Here is a 15467-nt window from a genome sequence, read left to right on the forward strand (position 1 = left end):
GTCGGCAGCGTCAGATGTGTATAAGGGACAGGGTCGGTGGTGGGGGGCCGCGGGCACTGAACTTGTGGCAAGTGCCCTCACCCCAGCCCTCTCCCGCAAGCTGGAGAGGGAGAAGAGGCACTGTGCCGGCAACCCAGCGATGCGATCGAGCCCTACTCTCGCTTGCTCCATCCGATCAACTCTCCGCTTCCGGCAACCTGACGGCCCCACACTCCGCCAGCGCCGCAACCTCGTCCTCGCCATAGCCCGCCTCGCGCAGCACCTCGGCGCCGTGTTCGCCGAGCCGCGGCGCGAAGCGCTGGCGTTCGGCCTTGGTGTCCGACCAGGTCGCCGACACCTTCATGTCGCGGATCGCACCTTCGCTGGGATGCTCGACCACGGGGAAGAAATCCGTCGCGACCAGATGCGGGTCGTGCAGGATGCTTTCGAGGTCGTGCATCCGCATCGCCGGTACGTCGGCGGCGTCGAGCAGCGTCACCCACTCCTCCGTGGTCCTGGTCAGGAAGATCCGTGCCAGCTCGGCATAGACGACGTCGATGTTCACCGCGCGCCGGGCGAAGCTGGTGTAGCGGTCGTCAGCCAAGAGATCGTCGCGGCCGACCGCGGTGAGAAAGCTGATCCACTGCTTGTCGTTGTAGACCATCGCGCAGATGTAGCCGTCGGCAGTCTGATACGGCCGGCGGTCCGGCGACAGATGCCGTGCGTAGCCGCCGCGATCGAGCGGCGGCTCATAGGTGAGGCCGCCCATGTGATCGCCCATCACGAAGCTCGCCATGGTTTCGAACATCGGGATGTCGAGCCGCTGGCCTTGGCCGGTGCGATCCCGGTGCACCAGCGAGGCGCAGATCGCGCCGACCGCGGTGAGCCCGACGATGCGGTCGACCAGCGCGTTCGGCACGTAGCGCGGCGTCCCGTCACCGACCCGCGCATTCAGCGCCGGCAGCGCGGTGGCCCCCTGGATCAGATCGTCATAGGCCGGCTTGGCCGCATACGGCCCGTCCTGGCCGAAGCCGAATACGCCGGCATAGATCAGCCGCGGATTGAGCGGCGCGACATCGTCATAGCCGAGCCGCAGCCGCGCCATCGCCTGCGGGCGAACGTTATAAACCAGCACGTCGGCGCGCGCGATCAGCCGCAGCGCGGCGGCGCGGCCGGCGTCGTGCTTGAGGTCGAGGCAGATGCTGCGCTTGTTGCGGTTGGCGTTGAGAAACACCGGCCCCATGCCGGGATGTCGCGCCGGGCCGATCTGCCGCGTGACGTCACCGTCGGGGGATTCGATCTTGATGACGTCGGCGCCGTAATCGCCGAGCATCTGGGTGGCGTAAGGCCCCATCAGCACCGACGTCATGTCGACGATTGTCGTACCCGCCAGTGGTCCCATCGCGGCGCTTCTCTTCCAGCTCGCGGCGCTCTGATCGGCACCGTCACGGCGATGTAACGGGACCGGCTCGCCGAGATCAAGCCGCCGCCCGGCATGGCGCCATGCGGGGCAAACTCCGCGGTGCGGAAGGTTTTGACGGCCCTCATTGACCGACAGGCGGGCCAGCCGTTGACTTCGCGCACTTTGGGGCGGAGACGAGCGGCAATGACCACCCATCATGAGACCTACACCGCGCCGCCGTTCGGCCCGGCGCTGATGTTGAACGCCTTCGCGCCATCGCGCGGCTGGAATCCGAAAGACGGCTTCCCGGATTTCAGCTTCATCTGGCGCGGCTATCAGATCAGTCCTGCTGCGCTGGCGACCTTACAGCGCGCTGCGGGCGACGATGCGGCGACCGCAGACCGCCTGTTGCTGCTGGCGCCGCATGTCACCGGTTTCCGGCTGACGATGGCGCTGCTGATGTGTCGGGACTGGCCGCTGCCGATCTGGCGAGCGCTGCAGCTCCGCAACCGGCTGATCCGCAGCGGCGATATCAAGCTCGACGATGCGTCCGACCTGATCGTGCGGGCGATAGGCTGGCGGGTGCACGACAAGGGCATCGAGCTCGACGTCCTGGCGCAACTGATGCAGGGCGAGGATTGCCCGTGGCAGAGCATCACCACGTTCTACTATCGCGGCCGCTTCGACGGGCCGGCGAGCCACGGCGCCGATGATGGCGCGCCGATGGTCTCGCCCCCGATCGATCCGTCGCTGCCGCCACTGACGCAATGGACCGTGGATGGCGGCGAGCGGCTACGCTGGGCCGCGCTAACCGGCGACTACAATCCGCTGCACCTCGTCGATATCTACGCCCGCGCCACCGGCTTTGCCGCCGCCTCTGCCCACCCGCAGCGCATCGCGGCGCAATGCCTCGGGCACCTCGCGCCGTCGCAGCCGCCGCGCCAGCTCGATCTATGGCTGAAAGGCCCGGTGTATTTCGGCCGCGCCGCATCGCTGCGCGAGGCCTCGAACGGTGACGGCACCACCTTCGGGTTCTGGATCGACGGTGACGATCGTCCGGCAATGGTGGGGGTGATGCGCTAGGCGGCGACCGCATCGTTGATGTCGCACCACCCCGGTGGCTCGCGATGACGGCGGAGGGTTGCCTCCAGCATCTTGCGACCTTGGCATTCTCGGACCTATCAGTTCGTCATGCCCGGCCTTGTGCCGGGCATCCACGCCTTTGAATTCGCGATGGCCCGAAGGCGTGGATGGCCGGGACGAGCCCGGCCATGACGAGGAATCAGAAGTTGTTGCCGAATTACTTCACGATCTTCCGCAGTTCCGTCTTCAGCACCTTGCCGTAATTATTCTTCGGCAGCGCGTCGAGATAGACGTAACGCTTGGGGCGCTTGAAGCGGGCGATGGTGGCGAGGCAGTGGGCATCGAGCGTGGCGTCGTCAGCCGCGGCGCCATCGGTAAGCACAACGCAGGCGACGACATTCTCACCCCATTCCGGATCGGCGACGCCGATCGCCGACACTTCGCGGACAGCCGGATGCGTCAGCAGCGCTTCCTCGACCTCGCGCGGATAGATGTTGGTGCCGCCGGAGATGATGACGTCCTTGGAGCGGTCCGACAGCGTCAGGAAGCCGTCGTCGTCCAGGCGCCCGACATCGCCGGTGCGCAGCCAGCCGTCCTTCAGCGCCTCGGCATTGGCCTGCGGATTGTTCCAATAGCCGAGCATCACGGTTGAACCCTTGACCTCGATCTCGCCGGTCTCGCCCGGCGGCAGCACTTCTCCGTTCGCACCGGTGATCCGCACCGACACCACGCTCTGCGCGGTGCCGACCGAGGCGAGCCGCTGCAGATAGCGCGGATGATCGACGTCGGCGTGCAGCGCGCGCTTCAGCGAGGTGATCGTCATCGGCGATTCACCCTGGCCGTAGATCTGCACGAAACGCTGGCCCATCACGCTCAGCGCCTCACGAATGTCGGCGAGATACATCGGGCCGCCGCCATAGACGATGGTGCGCAGCCCCTCTCCGGCTTCGCCGCGACGCTTGGTGGCCTCGACCAGCCGCTTGATCATGGTCGGCGCCGCAAACATCGCGACGTTGCCGAGCTGCTTGCCGAGGCTGAGCACCTCGTCCGGATCGAACCCGCCGGACTCCGGCACGACATGCCGGGCGCCGAACCGAACATGGATCATGTTGTAGAGCCCGGCGCCGTGCGAGATCGGCGCCGCATACAGCGCCGCATCCTCCGGCGTCACCGCATCGACATCGGCCAGATAGCTCAGCGACATCGCTACGAGATTGCCGTGGCTAAGCATCACGCCCTTGGGGCGGCCGGTGGTACCGGAGGTGTAGAACAGCCAGGCGAGATCGTCGTCGTCGCGTGCGACCGGCGCCTTGCTACCCGCGCCACTACGCGCGCGATCGAAGCCGTCGCTGTCGATCGCCAGCACCGCCAAGCCGGGCGGCAGATCGCATGAGGCTTCGTTGAAGGTGTCAGCGGTGTCGTCGCAGATCAGCGCGAGCCTGGCCTCCGCATTGCTGCAGATCCAGGCGACCTCCTTGCCGTGCAGCTTGGCGTTGATCGGGATCGCGACCGCGCCAGCCCACCAGATGCCGTACAGCGCTTCGAGATAGCGCGTGCAATTATGCGCGAACAAAGCAACGCGGTCGCCGGGCGCGATGCCGTAATCGCGCGCCAGCGCCGCGCCAAACGATGCCGCCCGCGACGCGAACGTCGCGTAGTCGGCATCGACCGTGGTACCCGTCAGCAGCGCCGGAGCGCCCGGCCGCAGCCGGGCACTCGCAGCAAGCCATTCCGCCAGATTCATCCCCCGCCCCCCGGCTGTCGGTTACTTGGCCGGTTCGAGCACCGACACGTAGTTGGCGACCGCCGCGCCGCCCATGTTGAAGATGCCGGCGAGCTTGGCGTCCTTGATCTGCATGCCTTCCGGCGCCTGGCCAAGCAGCTGCATCGCGCTCAGCACGTGCATCGACACGCCGGTGGCGCCGATCGGATGACCCTTGGCCTTGAGACCGCCGGACGGATTGATCGGCAGCTTGCCGTCCTTCTGGGTCCAGCCTTCCTTGATCGCACGGGCGCCCTGCCCCTTCGGCGTCAGGCCCATCGCTTCGTATTCGATCAGCTCGGCGATGGTGAAGCAATCGTGGGTCTCGACGAACGACAGATCGTTCAGCGTGACGCCCGCCTGCTCCAGCGCGCGCTGCCAGGCCACGGTGCAGCCTTCGAACTGCAGAATGTCGCGCTTCGACATCGGCAGGAAGTCCTGGGCATGGGCGCGGGCGCGGATGTTGACCGCCTTGCCCATCGCCTTGGCGTTCTCGGCAGACGTCAGCACCAGCGCTGCGGCCCCGTCGGACACCAGCGAGCAATCGGTGCGCTTCAGGGGACCTGCGACGAACGGATTCTTTTCGCCTTCGGCGCGGCAGAACTCGAAGCCGAAATCCTTGCGCATCTGCGCATGGGGATTGGCGACGCCGTTGTGGTGGTTCTTGGCGGCGATCATCGCCAGCGCGTCGGACTGGTCGCCGTATTTCTGGAAGTACTTCTGGGCGATGATGCCGAACACACCGGCAAACCCGGCCGGGGTGTCGCCGTCTTCCGGCAAGTACGACGCGCGCAGCAGGTTCTTGCCGATCTCCGGCCCCGGCGTCCGCGTCATCTGCTCGACGCCGACCACCAGCACCACCTTGGCCTGCCCGGACTCGATGGCACGGACGCCCTGATGCACCGCGGCCGAGCCGGTCGCGCAGGCGTTCTCCACCCGGGTCGCCGGCTTGAAGCGCAGCGCCGGATCGGCCTGCAGCACCAGAGCGGCAGTGAAGTCCTGCGGCGAGAAGCCGGCATTGAAATGCCCGAGCACGATCTCGTCGACGTCGCCCGGCGCAATCCCGGCGTCTGCGATCGCCTCAGTGGCGACGCGGACGATCATGCTTTCCACGGTTTCGGCGTCGAACTTGCCAAACGGCATATGGGCCCATCCAACGATGCTGGCAGTCATGGCGTTTTCTCCTCGAAGGTCGATGAAACTCGAACCTGGATTTATTATAGGATGACCATCAGATAAAGACATCCCCGCTCACGGAATGGTGGCCGGGCGTGGCACGAAGGGCGGCCGCCGGCCCATCCGCGTCATTGCGAGCGCAGCGAAGCAATCCAGAGACCGTGCACGGAGCTGGATCGCTTCTCGCGGCGCCTGTGCCTGGACGGCGCCAAGCCCCGATCCGGCTGCTCCTCGCAATGACGGTGCGGGGCAAGGCGATTACTTCACAAACTTGCCGCCCAATTCATCCTCGATATGGATGCGGATGATGTCGTCGAAGGTCTTTTCGGCGGTGGTGAAGCCGAGCTTCAGAGCACGGTCGGTGGAGAAATTGCGCGGCCAGCCGGCGACGATGCCGATGATGGTCGGATCGGGCTCGCGCTTGATCCTTTCCACCACGGCCTTGCCGCCAACACGTTCCAATGCGGCGATCTGCTCGCCGACCGTGGCGGGCAGCCCCGGCATCGACAGGCTGCGGCGAGGCCCCATCGCGGCGGTGTCCATGGTAGCGGCGTGGATCAGGAAGCCGACCGCCGAGCGCGGCGAGGCGTGCCAGTGCATCACCTCGTCCGACACCGGCAGCACCGCCTCCTCGCCATTCAGCGGCTCGCGGATGATATTGGAGAAGAAGCCGGACGCGGCCTTGTTCGGCTTGCCGGGGCGGACGCAGATCGTTGGCAGGCGGATGCCGACGCCGTCGAAGAAGCCCTTGCGGGTGTAGTCGGCGATCAGAAGTTCGCAGATCGCCTTCTGGGTGCCGTAGCTGGTCAGCGGCGCCGACAGGAATTCGTCGCCGATCTTATCCGGGAACGGCGCGCCGAACACCGCGATCGACGAGGTGAACACCAGCCGCGGATGATAGTCGTCGCCCTCGGCGCGGATCGCATCGATCAGATGCTTGGTGCCGTCGAGATTGATCCGGTAGCCCTTGTCAAAATCCGCCTCGGCTTCGCCCGAGACGATGGCCGCCAGATGGAAGATCACCTCCGGCCGATGCGCCACCAGTGCCGCCGCCTGACCCGGTTCGGCGAGGTCGCTGGTCACCACCTGGATCGCGATCGAGGCATGCGGCGGCCGCACCGGCGCCACCACGTCCTGCAGCGTCATCCGGGTGATCTCGCGGCTGCCGAGCCGCCCGTCCGCCAGCAGCCGGTCGGTGAGCTTGCGCCCGACCATGCCGGCGGCGCCGAGTATCAGAATGTGCAAGGAACGTCCCCTCTCAATTGTCATTCCGGGACGCGCCGCAGGCGCGGACCCGGAATCTCGGTACCCGCTGCAGATTCCGGGTTCGCGAGCTCCGCTCGCGCCCCGGAATGACGGCCCTGATGATGAATCTTAGAGTCCATGAGGCGAGTGTGGCCCATCCTTCGAGACGCGCGCAAGAGCGCGCTCCTCAGGATGAGGTCGATCGGGCGGGAATGCCTCAGCGATCTCCGCACTTCGTCATTGCGAGGAGCGACGCGACGAAGCAATCCAGTTCAGTGCACTGAGCTGGATTGCTTCGCTGCGCTCGCAATGACGGAGCAGAATCATTCCTTGACCGCCCCGGTCATCGCCGACACGTAATGCTCGACGAAGAACGCGTACAGGATGACGAGCGGCAGCGAGCCGACCAGGGCGCCGGCCATCAGCGAGCCCCATTTGTAGATGTCGCCGTCGACGAACTCGTTGACGATCGCCACCGGCACGGTCTTGTTCGGCGTCGACTGCAGGAACGTGAGCGCGTAGATGAATTCGTTCCAGCACAGCGTGAAGCAGAAGATGAAGGCCGAGATCAGCCCCGGCACCGCCAGCGGAATGATGATCTTGATCAGGATCTGCCAGCGCGAGGCGCCGTCGATCAGCGCGCACTCCTCGAGCTCGAACGGAATGGTCTTGAAATAGCCCATCAGCAGCCAGGTCGAGAACGGGATCAGCAGCGTCGGATACACCAGGATCAGCGACAGCGGCGAGTCGAACAGGCCGTAAGCCTGGATCACCGAGGCCAGCGGAATGAACAGGATCGACGGCGGCACCAGATACGCCAGGAAGATCGCGCCGCCGACCGTGTCGGCACCGCGGAAGCGCAGCCGCACGATCGCGTAGGCGGCGAGCACGCTGGCGGCGATCGACAGCACGGTGGAAGCTGCCGCGACATACATCGTGTTCCACAGCCAGCGCGGATATTGGGTTTCGAACAACAGCTTCTGGATGTGCTTGAGCGTCGGATGCACCACCCAGAACGGGTTGTAGGTCTCCATGTCGATCAGCTGCTCGTCGGGTTTGATCGCCGTTAGCCCCATCCAGTAGAACGGGAACAGCAAAACGACGAGGATCACGAACAGCGGCAGATACAGCGTCACCAGCCGGCGCGGCAGCGACTCCAGATAGCTCATGCCCTCGCTGTCGTCGTTCTGTGCGACGGTGGCGGCGGCCTTGACGGCGAGCCGGGGATCGGAGGCGGTGGTCTCAGTCATTGTCGGTCCCCTGCTGCCATTTGCGCCGCTGCATGCCGAACCACGAGATCGCGATCGCCGCGAGCAGGAACGGGATCATCGCGGTGGCGATCGCCGCGCCCTCCCCGAGCCGGCCCGACAGGATGCCGCGTTGATAGCTCAGCGTCGCCATCAGATGCGTGGCATTGACCGGCCCGCCGCGGGTCAGCGCCCAGATCAGTTGGAAGTCGGTGAAGGTGAACAGCACCGAGAACGTCATCACCACCGCGATGATCGGCGTCAGCAGCGGATAGGTGATGTAGCGGAAGCGCTGCCATGCAGTGGCACCGTCCAGCGTCGCGGCCTCGTACAGCGACGGCGACACCGTCTGCAGCCCGGCCAGCAGCGTGATCGCCACGAACGGCACGCCGCGCCAGATATTGGCGAAGATCACCGACGCGCGCGCCCAATTAGAATCGCCGAGAAAGTTGATGTTCTGGTCGATCACCCCGAGCTTGATCAGCGACCACGAGATGATCGAGAACTGCGAGTCGTAGATCCACCAGAACGCGATCGCCGACAGCACCGTCGGCACGATGAACGGCACCAGCACCGCGGCGCGGATGATCGCCTTGAACGGCATGTGCCGGTTGAGCAGCAGCGCCAGATAGAGGCCGACGGCGAATTTGATCGCGCTGGCGACCACCGTGTACAGAATGGTGTTGAACACCGACAGCCAGAAGATGCTGTCGTCCCACAGCCATTCGTAATTCTCGATCCCGATGAACACCCCGTCGCGCCCGATCCGCGCGTCGGTGAAGCTCATCCACACCCCGAGAAACAGCGGATAGGCCAGGAACAGGATCAGGAACGCCGCCGCCGGCAGCATGAACCACAGCGCGATGAAATTGCGGCTGGTGCGCAGGCGTTGCCAGGCGGTGGGGCCGGAGTGAACCTGCTCGCGCATCTGAAGTGTGGTCATGCTAACTCCGTCCGGCCGCCTGCGGGCCGAGTGAAGGTCTCACTCCCCTCACGTTCGTCATTCCGGGGCGCGCGATGCGCGAGCCCGGAATCCATAACCACCGCCGAGAGTATGGATTCCGGGTTCGCGCCAAGTGGCGCGCCCCGGAATGACAAACGTGAGGTTCCCATTGGTGGCGCCTTTGTCGGCTGAGAAGGGTCGGCGCATGTCACCAACCCTTCTCTTCCCTGTTACGCCCTGAAGATCCGCTTTGCGGCGCGTTCGGCGCTGCTCATGGCGGTCTTCACGTCTTCGCGGCCGGTGCAGTAGTTGGCGAACATATCGACGACGACGAAGTCGGCGATCGCCGCGGCGGCGTTCTCGCCCATCTGGGCGTCGCCGGCCGGTGTCGAGGCGGTGCGGGCGACGTCGCGATACGGCGTGTTCTTCGGGTCCGCGGTCCACATCGGGTTCTTCTCGTAGTCGAGCAGGAACGGCGACAGATAGCCCTGCGCCGCCTCGACCCACGGGTTGAACTGCTCCGGCTCCATCATGAAGGCGGTGAACGCCTTGCAGGTCTGCGGGAACTTGGTGAAGTTGTAGATCAGGATCGGGAAGCCGAGATGCAGCTCGCGGGTCTTGCCGTTGAGGCCGGCGGGCAGATGCGCGTGGTTGATGTCCGCCGCCATCTCCTTGTTGTCTTTCTTCGCGGTGACGTAAATCGAGATGCCGTTGGTGGTGAGATAGAGCTGCCCAGCAAGAAACGCCTTGTTGTTGGAGGCATCGTTCCACGACGCGGTGCCGGGGATGAAGTTGTCGTACAGCCCCTTGACGTATCCGAGCGCCTTGGCGGTCTCGGGCGAATTGACGACGACCTTGCTGTCCTTGTCGATCAGCGCGCCACCATGCGCCCACAGCGCCCAGTGCAGCCAGCCATTGGCGTCGCCCGACGCGTGGCCGAGCGCCATGCCGGCCGGCGTGCCGTTCTTGTTCATGCCCTTCACCAGATCGGAGAAGCCGGCGAGATCCTTCGGAAACTCCTTGTGGCCGGCCTTCTCGGCCGCGCTGATCCGGTAGTTGACAAGGCCACCGGTGGCCGCCACCGGGATGCCGATCCACTTGCCGTTATACATGCCGTAGGCCTTGCCGGAGTCGCTCCAGCCGCCGCATTTCTTGCCGAGATAATCGGCGACGTCGGACACGTCGGTGCATTTGTTCGGGAACAGGAACGGCAGCGAGTACAGGCCCCACACCATGTCGAGCCCCTGCCCGGTGTTGGCGGCGACCGACGCCTTGGGCTGGATGTCGTCGTAGGATTCGTTGGAGACGTTGATGGTGACGTTGTTGGCCTTCTGGAACGCGTCGACGATCTTCATGAAGGCCACGTCTTCGGCTTCGACGAACCGCTTCCAGCGCAGGAGATTGATCTTGGCACCGGGCTCCGGCTTCCACGGCGAGGCCTCGGCCCAGGCCTTGGCGTAGCCGAGCAATTGGTCGGCGGACATCGTCGCTGCCGTGGCCAACGTGATCGCGCCACCCTTCAACAACGTGCGGCGATCGAGGGTAAAGTCCGTCATCTGTCGTTCACTCCCTATGTTCCGCTTTGTGCATTGGTTCGTTGATCGACCAATTCTTGTATTTGTCTGTGACGCTCTAGATCCGCCGGCCGCTCTCCTTGTCGAACAGATGCGCGACGTCGGCGCGCGGCTGCAGATGGATCAGATCGCCGGGCGCGACCGGATGCCGTTCGCGAAACACCGCGATCACTTCCTGATCGCCGACACGCGCCACGATCTGGGTTTCGGAGCCGGTCGGCTCGACCACCGCGACCTCGGCCGCAATGCCGCTGTCGGCGAAGTCGAGATGTTCGGGCCGAATGCCGTAGGACACGGTGCGGCCGTTGCCGTTCGCCGGCGCCGCCATCACCGGCAGCTTGGCGCCGCTGGCGGTCTCGACGTAAGGCTGGCCGCCGTTCACCTTCAGCGTGCCGTCGAGGAAATTCATCGCCGGCGAGCCGATGAAGCCGGCCACGAATTTGTTGTCAGGCTTGTCGTACAGATCCAGTGGCGCGCCGATCTGCTCGACCACACCGTCCTGCATCACCACGATCTTGTCGGCCATCGTCATCGCCTCGATCTGGTCGTGGGTGACGTAGACCGTGGTGGTCTTCAGCCGTTGATGCAGCTCCTTGATCTCGGTGCGCATCGCCACCCGCAGCTTGGCGTCGAGGTTCGACAGCGGCTCGTCGAACAGGAACACCTGCGGATCGCGCACGATCGCGCGGCCCATCGCGACGCGCTGGCGCTGGCCGCCGGAGAGCTGGCGCGGATAGCGGTCGAGCAATTTGCCGAGATCGAGGATGTCGGCGGCGCGCCGCACTTTGCTGTCGATGGTCTTCTGATCGGCGCCGCGCAGCTTCAGCGAGAAGCCCATGTTCTGGGCCACCGTCATGTGCGGGTACAGCGCGTAGTTCTGGAACACCATGGCGATGTCCCGCTCCTTCGGCTGCACATCGTTGACGACGCGCTCGCCGATCGAGATCGTTCCTGCGGTGATTTTTTCCAGCCCCGCGAGCATCCGCAGCAAAGTGGATTTGCCGCAGCCGGACGGGCCGACCAGAACGACGAACTCACCATCTTCGATGGGAACAGTCACGCCGTGCAATACTTCGAAGCCGCCGAAAGACTTACGCACGTCGTGAATCTGCACCGACGCCATCCAGCACCTCCCGATGTCCCGCCGTTTCATGCGGTCGTTGCCGCCGGCGTGAGACTTATGTTGACGCAACTCATAGCAGAATATTTCGCCGCTGTCGCGCTCGCAAATTAGTCCGGCGTGATCACACTACGCCGATTGCGTAGCGCGGTGCGACATGCCAGCATGCACGCCGTTCCATGCTCAGCAAAGGCGCTCAAAACATCCGCTGCAAGGATGTGTGCGGTGCGGGAGACACGATGACGAAGCACGATGCCGGCGCCCCCCGGCGCAAACTCCGGTCCAGCGAATGGTTCAACGATCCGCATAATCCGGGAATGACCGCGCTCTATCTGGAGCGCTACTTGAACTACGGACTGACCCGCGCGGAACTGCAGTCCGGCAAGCCGATCATCGGCATCGCCCAGACCGGCAACGACCTGTCGCCGTGCAACCGGCATCATCTCGATCTGGCGCATCGGGTGCGCGAAGGCATCCGGGCGGCCGGCGGCATCGCGATGGAATTCCCGGTGCATCCGATCCAGGAGACCGGCAAGCGGCCGACCGCGGCGCTCGATCGCAATCTCGCGTATCTCGGTCTGGTCGAAGTGCTGTTCGGCTATCCGCTCGACGGCGTGGTGCTGACCACCGGCTGCGACAAGACGACGCCGGCCTGCCTGATGGCGGCGGCGACCGTGAACATTCCGGCGATCGTGCTGTCGGGCGGACCGATGCTCAACGGCTGGCACAATGGCGAGCGCACCGGCTCCGGCACGGTGGTGTGGAAGTCGCGCGAGCGGCTCGCCGCCGGCGAGATCGACTACGAACAGTTCATGGAGATCGTGGCCTCCTCGGCGCCGTCGGTTGGGCACTGCAACACCATGGGCACCGCCTCGACCATGAACTCGCTGGCCGAAGCGCTCGGCATGTCGCTGCCCGGCTGCGCCGCGATCCCGGCGCCATATCGCGAGCGCGGCCAGATCGCCTACGAGACCGGCGTGCGCGCGGTCGAGATGGTGTGGGAGGATCTGAAGCCGTCCGACATCCTGACGCGCAAGGCGTTCGAGAACGCCATCGTGGTCAATTCGGCGATCGGCGGCTCGACCAATGCGCCGATCCATCTCAATGCGCTGGCGCGCCATGTCGGCGTCGAGCTGTCGATCGACGATTGGCAGAGCGTCGGCCACAGCATCCCGCTGCTGGTCAATCTGCAGCCGGCGGGGTTCTACCTCGGCGAAGAGTATCACCGCGCCGGCGGCGTGCCGGCGGTCGTCCGCGAATTGATGAAGCACGGCAAGATCCACCAGGACGCCGTCACCGCGAACGGCAGGACCATGGGCGAGAATTGCGCCGCCGCCGCCCTGCCGGACGGCGACGTGATCCGCTCCTACGACAAGCCGCTGGTCGCCGACGCAGGATTCCTGGTGCTGCGCGGCAATCTGTTCGATTCCGCGATCATGAAGACCAGCGTGATCAGCAAGGAATTCCGCGACCGCTACCTGTCGAACCCGAAGGACCCGAACGCGTTCGAGGGCCGCGCCATCGTGTTCGAGGGACCGGAGGATTATCACCACCGCATCGAGGATCCGGCGCTCGATATCGACGAGCACTGCATCCTGTTCGTGCGCGGCACCGGGCCGATCGGCTATCCGGGCGGCGCCGAGGTGGTCAACATGCAGCCACCGGCGGCGCTGATCAAACGCGGCATCCATTCGCTGCCGTGCATCGGCGACGGCCGCCAGTCCGGCACCTCGGGCTCACCGTCGATCCTCAACGCCACGCCGGAAGCCGCCGCCAACGGCGGGCTGGCGCTGCTGAAAACCGGCGACCGAGTCCGCATCGACCTCAACAAGGGCAGCGCCGACATCCTGATTTCGGACGAGGAGCTGAAGCAGCGCCGCGCCGACCTGATGGCTCACGGCGGCTTCGCCTATCCGAAACACCAGACGCCGTGGCAGGAGCTGTATCGCTCGACAGTCGGCCAGCACGCCACCGGCGCCTGCATGGAGTTCGCCACCCGCTACCAGAACATCGCCGGCGCCGTCGGCGTGGCGCGGCATAATCATTGATAGGGCGGCTTGGGCACGGCACCTGCCCCATTACGATCGTCATGCGCGGGCTTGACCCGCGCATCCATCATCACACGAAGAACGATGGGTGGCCGGGTCAAGCCCGGCCATGACGTCGTCGGGAGGAAACAGCATGACCGACCGCCTGAAAGGCAAGCGTGCGTTCGTCACCGCGGCGGCGGCGGGGATCGGGCGGGCGTCGGCGATTGCGTTTGCGCGCGAGGGCGCCGAGGTGTTCGCGACCGATATCGACGACGCCGGGCTCGCCTCGCTCGCCGAGCACGGCATTGCGCGGACCGCGAAGCTCGACGTCCGCGACACCGCCGCGGTCGAAGCGATCGCCCGAGAGGCCGGCACGGTCGACATCCTGCTCAACGCCGCCGGCTTCGTGCATCACGGCACGGTGCTCGACTGTTCGGATACGGATTGGGACTTCTCGTTCGACCTCAACGTCAAGTCGATGCACCGCACCATCCGCGCCTTCCTCCCTGCGATGCTGGAAGCGGGCCGCGGCTCGATCGTCAACATCTCGTCGGCCGCCGGCGTGTTCAAGGCGGCACCGAACCGCTACGTCTACGGCGCCACCAAGGCGGCCGTCGCAGCGCTGACCCGTGCGGTCGCGGTGGATTTCATCACCCGCGGTATTCGCTGTAATGCGATCTGCCCGGGCACGATCGAAACGCCGTCGATGCTCGGCCGCGCCGCCGCGCTCGGGCCGCAGGGCCGCGAGATGTTCGTGTCGCGCCAACCGATGGGCCGTCTCGGCAACTCTGAAGAGATCGCCGCGCTGGCGGTTTACCTCGCCAGCGACGAGAGCGCCTTCACCACCGGCGTCGCCCACATCATCGACGGCGGTTGGACGTTGTAACTAACCTCTCCCCGCAAGAGCGGGGAGAGGTCGGCGCGTAGCGCCGGGTGAGGGGCAAGGCACTGCATCGCAACGATCGCCGCCTGCGCAGGACCGCAGAGGCCCCTCACCCCAACCCTCTCCCCGCAACAGCGGGGCGAGGGAGCGCGCTTCCGGCGCGGCGATGCCGCAACAGCTCATAACGGGGGGAGCAGCCATGAACACCATCGACCTCAACCATCGCTGTGCCGTGGTCACCGGCGGGGCGCAGGGGATCGGGCGGGCGATCGCGGAGCGGTTCGTTGCATCGGGGGCCAAGGTGGCGCTGTGGGACCACGACCTCGCACTCGCCGAGCGTACCGCCAAGGAAATCGGCGACGATGTGACGATCGCCGTTGCGGTCGATGTCACCGATCCGGCTGCGGTCGATCGCGCCCGCGACGCAACGCTCGCCGCGTTCGGCAAGATCGACATCCTGGTCAACAATGCCGGGATCGCCGGGGTCAACAAGACGGTATGGAACACCGACTACGCCGAGTGGCGGCGGGTGTTGAAGCTGAACCTCGACGGCCCCTTTCTGTGCTGCAGATCGGTGGTGCCATCGATGATCGCACACAAATACGGCCGCATCGTCAACATCGCCTCGATCGCCGGCAAGGAAGGCAACCCGAACGCCGCGCACTACTCGGCCTCGAAGGCCGGCGTGATCGCGCTGACCAAATCGCTCGGCAAGGAGCTGGCGTCCTACGACATCGCCGTCAACGCGGTGACGCCGGCCGCGGCGCGCACCGCGATCTTCGACCAGATGACCCAGCAGCATATCGACTTCATGCTGTCGAAAATCCCGAAGGGCCGCTTCGTGCTGGTCGAAGAAGTCGCCGCCCTGGTGGCGTGGCTGGCGTCGCAAGACTGCGTGTTCTCGACCGGCGCGGTGTTCGACATCTCCGGCGGACGCGCGACGTATTAAACTACGCACTTACCCCACAACGTCATTCCGGGGCGCGCGCAGCGCGAACCCGGAATCCCGAGATGTTCTGCGTG

The 15467-nt window shown here is 65.5% G+C and carries 12 protein-coding genes; 4 read left to right on the forward strand and 8 right to left on the reverse strand.

Annotated elements, in window-relative coordinates:
* Positions 1–175 precede the first annotated feature (175 nt).
* On the reverse strand, positions 176–1381 hold the full coding sequence (locus tag DY468_RS12240) for a CaiB/BaiF CoA transferase family protein (RefSeq protein WP_164605085.1): 1206 nt from the start codon (positions 1379–1381) through the stop codon (positions 176–178).
* Between the two features lie 204 nt (positions 1382–1585).
* Between DY468_RS12240 and DY468_RS12245 the strand changes: the two genes are divergently transcribed.
* Entirely contained in the window at positions 1586–2464 is an 879-nt protein-coding gene (locus DY468_RS12245) for a MaoC family dehydratase (RefSeq protein ID WP_164605086.1), read from the forward strand.
* Positions 2465–2681: 217 nt separating this feature from the next.
* Here the strand turns inward: DY468_RS12245 and DY468_RS12250 are convergent, their stop codons facing one another.
* The 7 genes from DY468_RS12250 to DY468_RS12280 all read right to left on the reverse strand — a co-directional run bounded on the left by DY468_RS12250 (position 2682) and on the right by DY468_RS12280 (position 11534).
* The gene (locus tag DY468_RS12250; protein ID WP_164605087.1) at positions 2682–4208 is read right to left on the reverse strand and encodes an AMP-binding protein; all 1527 of its coding nucleotides are present in this window, start codon (positions 4206–4208) and stop codon (positions 2682–2684) included.
* 21 nt (positions 4209–4229) lie between these two features.
* Positions 4230–5399, reverse strand: coding sequence for an acetyl-CoA acetyltransferase (locus tag DY468_RS12255; RefSeq protein ID WP_164605088.1), 1170 nt, complete (start codon positions 5397–5399; stop codon positions 4230–4232).
* Positions 5400–5660: 261 nt separating this feature from the next.
* Positions 5661–6647 carry a D-erythronate dehydrogenase gene (gene denD / locus DY468_RS12260; RefSeq protein ID WP_164605089.1) on the reverse strand — a complete coding sequence of 329 codons (987 nt, stop codon included), beginning with the start codon at positions 6645–6647 and terminating at the stop codon, positions 5661–5663.
* A 323-nt stretch (positions 6648–6970) separates the two neighbouring features.
* A complete protein-coding gene (locus tag DY468_RS12265) occupies positions 6971–7897 on the reverse strand; it encodes a carbohydrate ABC transporter permease (RefSeq protein ID WP_164605090.1) in 927 nt (308 codons plus the stop codon).
* Positions 7890–8837 carry a carbohydrate ABC transporter permease gene (locus DY468_RS12270; RefSeq protein WP_164605091.1) on the reverse strand — a complete coding sequence of 316 codons (948 nt, stop codon included), beginning with the start codon at positions 8835–8837 and terminating at the stop codon, positions 7890–7892. The genes DY468_RS12265 and DY468_RS12270 overlap by 8 nt, the downstream gene beginning before the upstream one ends.
* Positions 8838–9067: 230 nt before the next feature.
* Entirely contained in the window at positions 9068–10393 is a 1326-nt protein-coding gene (locus DY468_RS12275; RefSeq protein ID WP_164605092.1) for an ABC transporter substrate-binding protein, read from the reverse strand.
* A gap of 76 nt (positions 10394–10469) precedes the next feature.
* Positions 10470–11534 carry an ABC transporter ATP-binding protein gene (locus tag DY468_RS12280; RefSeq protein ID WP_164605093.1) on the reverse strand — a complete coding sequence of 355 codons (1065 nt, stop codon included), beginning with the start codon at positions 11532–11534 and terminating at the stop codon, positions 10470–10472.
* Positions 11535–11770: 236 nt separating this feature from the next.
* Between DY468_RS12280 and DY468_RS12285 the strand changes: the two genes are divergently transcribed.
* The 3 genes from DY468_RS12285 (at position 11771) to DY468_RS12295 (ending at position 15393) form a co-directional block, all read left to right on the forward strand.
* The gene (locus DY468_RS12285) at positions 11771–13579 is read left to right on the forward strand and encodes an IlvD/Edd family dehydratase (RefSeq protein WP_164605094.1); all 1809 of its coding nucleotides are present in this window, start codon (positions 11771–11773) and stop codon (positions 13577–13579) included.
* Positions 13580–13712: 133 nt separating this feature from the next.
* The gene (locus tag DY468_RS12290; RefSeq protein WP_164605095.1) at positions 13713–14447 is read left to right on the forward strand and encodes an SDR family oxidoreductase; all 735 of its coding nucleotides are present in this window, start codon (positions 13713–13715) and stop codon (positions 14445–14447) included.
* A gap of 196 nt (positions 14448–14643) precedes the next feature.
* Complete coding sequence (locus DY468_RS12295) at positions 14644–15393, forward strand: SDR family NAD(P)-dependent oxidoreductase (RefSeq protein WP_164605096.1); 750 nt, start codon at positions 14644–14646, stop codon at positions 15391–15393.
* Positions 15394–15467 lie beyond the last annotated feature (74 nt).

It is taken from the genome of Rhodopseudomonas sp. BR0M22, assembly GCF_010907035.1.
Taxonomy (GTDB): Bacteria; Pseudomonadota; Alphaproteobacteria; order Rhizobiales; family Xanthobacteraceae; genus Rhodopseudomonas.

Excerpts from the sequence above, each read along its gene's own strand:
- DY468_RS12240 (WP_164605085.1), bottom strand. The coding sequence starts at position 1,381 with ATGGGACCACTGGCGGGTACGACAATCGTCGACATGACGTCGGTGCTG.
- DY468_RS12245 (WP_164605086.1), top strand. The coding sequence starts at position 1,586 with ATGACCACCCATCATGAGACCTACACCGCGCCGCCGTTCGGCCCGGCG.
- DY468_RS12250 (WP_164605087.1), bottom strand. The coding sequence starts at position 4,208 with ATGAATCTGGCGGAATGGCTTGCTGCGAGTGCCCGGCTGCGGCCGGGC.
- DY468_RS12255 (WP_164605088.1), bottom strand. The coding sequence starts at position 5,399 with ATGACTGCCAGCATCGTTGGATGGGCCCATATGCCGTTTGGCAAGTTC.
- DY468_RS12265 (WP_164605090.1), bottom strand. The coding sequence starts at position 7,897 with ATGACTGAGACCACCGCCTCCGATCCCCGGCTCGCCGTCAAGGCCGCC.
- DY468_RS12270 (WP_164605091.1), bottom strand. The coding sequence starts at position 8,837 with ATGACCACACTTCAGATGCGCGAGCAGGTTCACTCCGGCCCCACCGCC.
- DY468_RS12275 (WP_164605092.1), bottom strand. The coding sequence starts at position 10,393 with ATGACGGACTTTACCCTCGATCGCCGCACGTTGTTGAAGGGTGGCGCG.
- DY468_RS12280 (WP_164605093.1), bottom strand. The coding sequence starts at position 11,534 with ATGGCGTCGGTGCAGATTCACGACGTGCGTAAGTCTTTCGGCGGCTTC.
- DY468_RS12285 (WP_164605094.1), top strand. The coding sequence starts at position 11,771 with ATGACGAAGCACGATGCCGGCGCCCCCCGGCGCAAACTCCGGTCCAGC.
- DY468_RS12290 (WP_164605095.1), top strand. The coding sequence starts at position 13,713 with ATGACCGACCGCCTGAAAGGCAAGCGTGCGTTCGTCACCGCGGCGGCG.
- DY468_RS12295 (WP_164605096.1), top strand. The coding sequence starts at position 14,644 with ATGAACACCATCGACCTCAACCATCGCTGTGCCGTGGTCACCGGCGGG.